The organism is Frankia sp. CcWB2, from assembly GCF_977927585.1.
Genome location: NZ_CDWRCM010000243.1, coordinates 5,745 through 6,150 on the forward strand (window position 1 = coordinate 5,745; position 406 = coordinate 6,150).

At 76.8% G+C, this 406-nt stretch carries 1 protein-coding gene; it reads left to right on the top strand.

Translation table 11 applies throughout. The annotated features are described in order from the left end of the window. On the top strand, nucleotides 1–354 hold a 354-nt coding region (locus tag ACY45C_RS19435; protein WP_462189002.1), incomplete at its 5' end, for a nucleotide exchange factor GrpE. Nucleotides 355–406 lie beyond the last annotated feature (52 nt).

Genomic DNA, 406 nt, shown 5'->3' on the forward strand with positions numbered 1-406 from the left:
GCCGACGCCGACCCCGCCTCGCTCGTGGCGGGTGTCCGGACGGTCCGGGACCAGGCCGTGGACGTGCTGGCCCGGCTCGGCTACCCACGCCACGACGAGGTCGGGGTGCCGTTCGACCCGACCCGGCACGAGGCGCTGACCGCCGTCGAGAAACCGAACGTCCCAGCCGGCACGGTGGTGGCCGTGATCCGTCCCGGCTACGGCGATACCGGACGGCAGCTGCGCCCCGCCGGGGTCGCCGTCAGCCGCCCTCCCGGCGAGCCATCCAGCAAACCCAGCGAACCGCCCGGCGGCGCCCGGCAACCAGGCGAGACCGGCCCGGACCCGGGCGGCGCCGGCGGGCCTGCGGAGTGACCGGCCGTGGCCCGGGACTACTACCAGCTTCTCGGTGTCGGCCGGGGCGGTA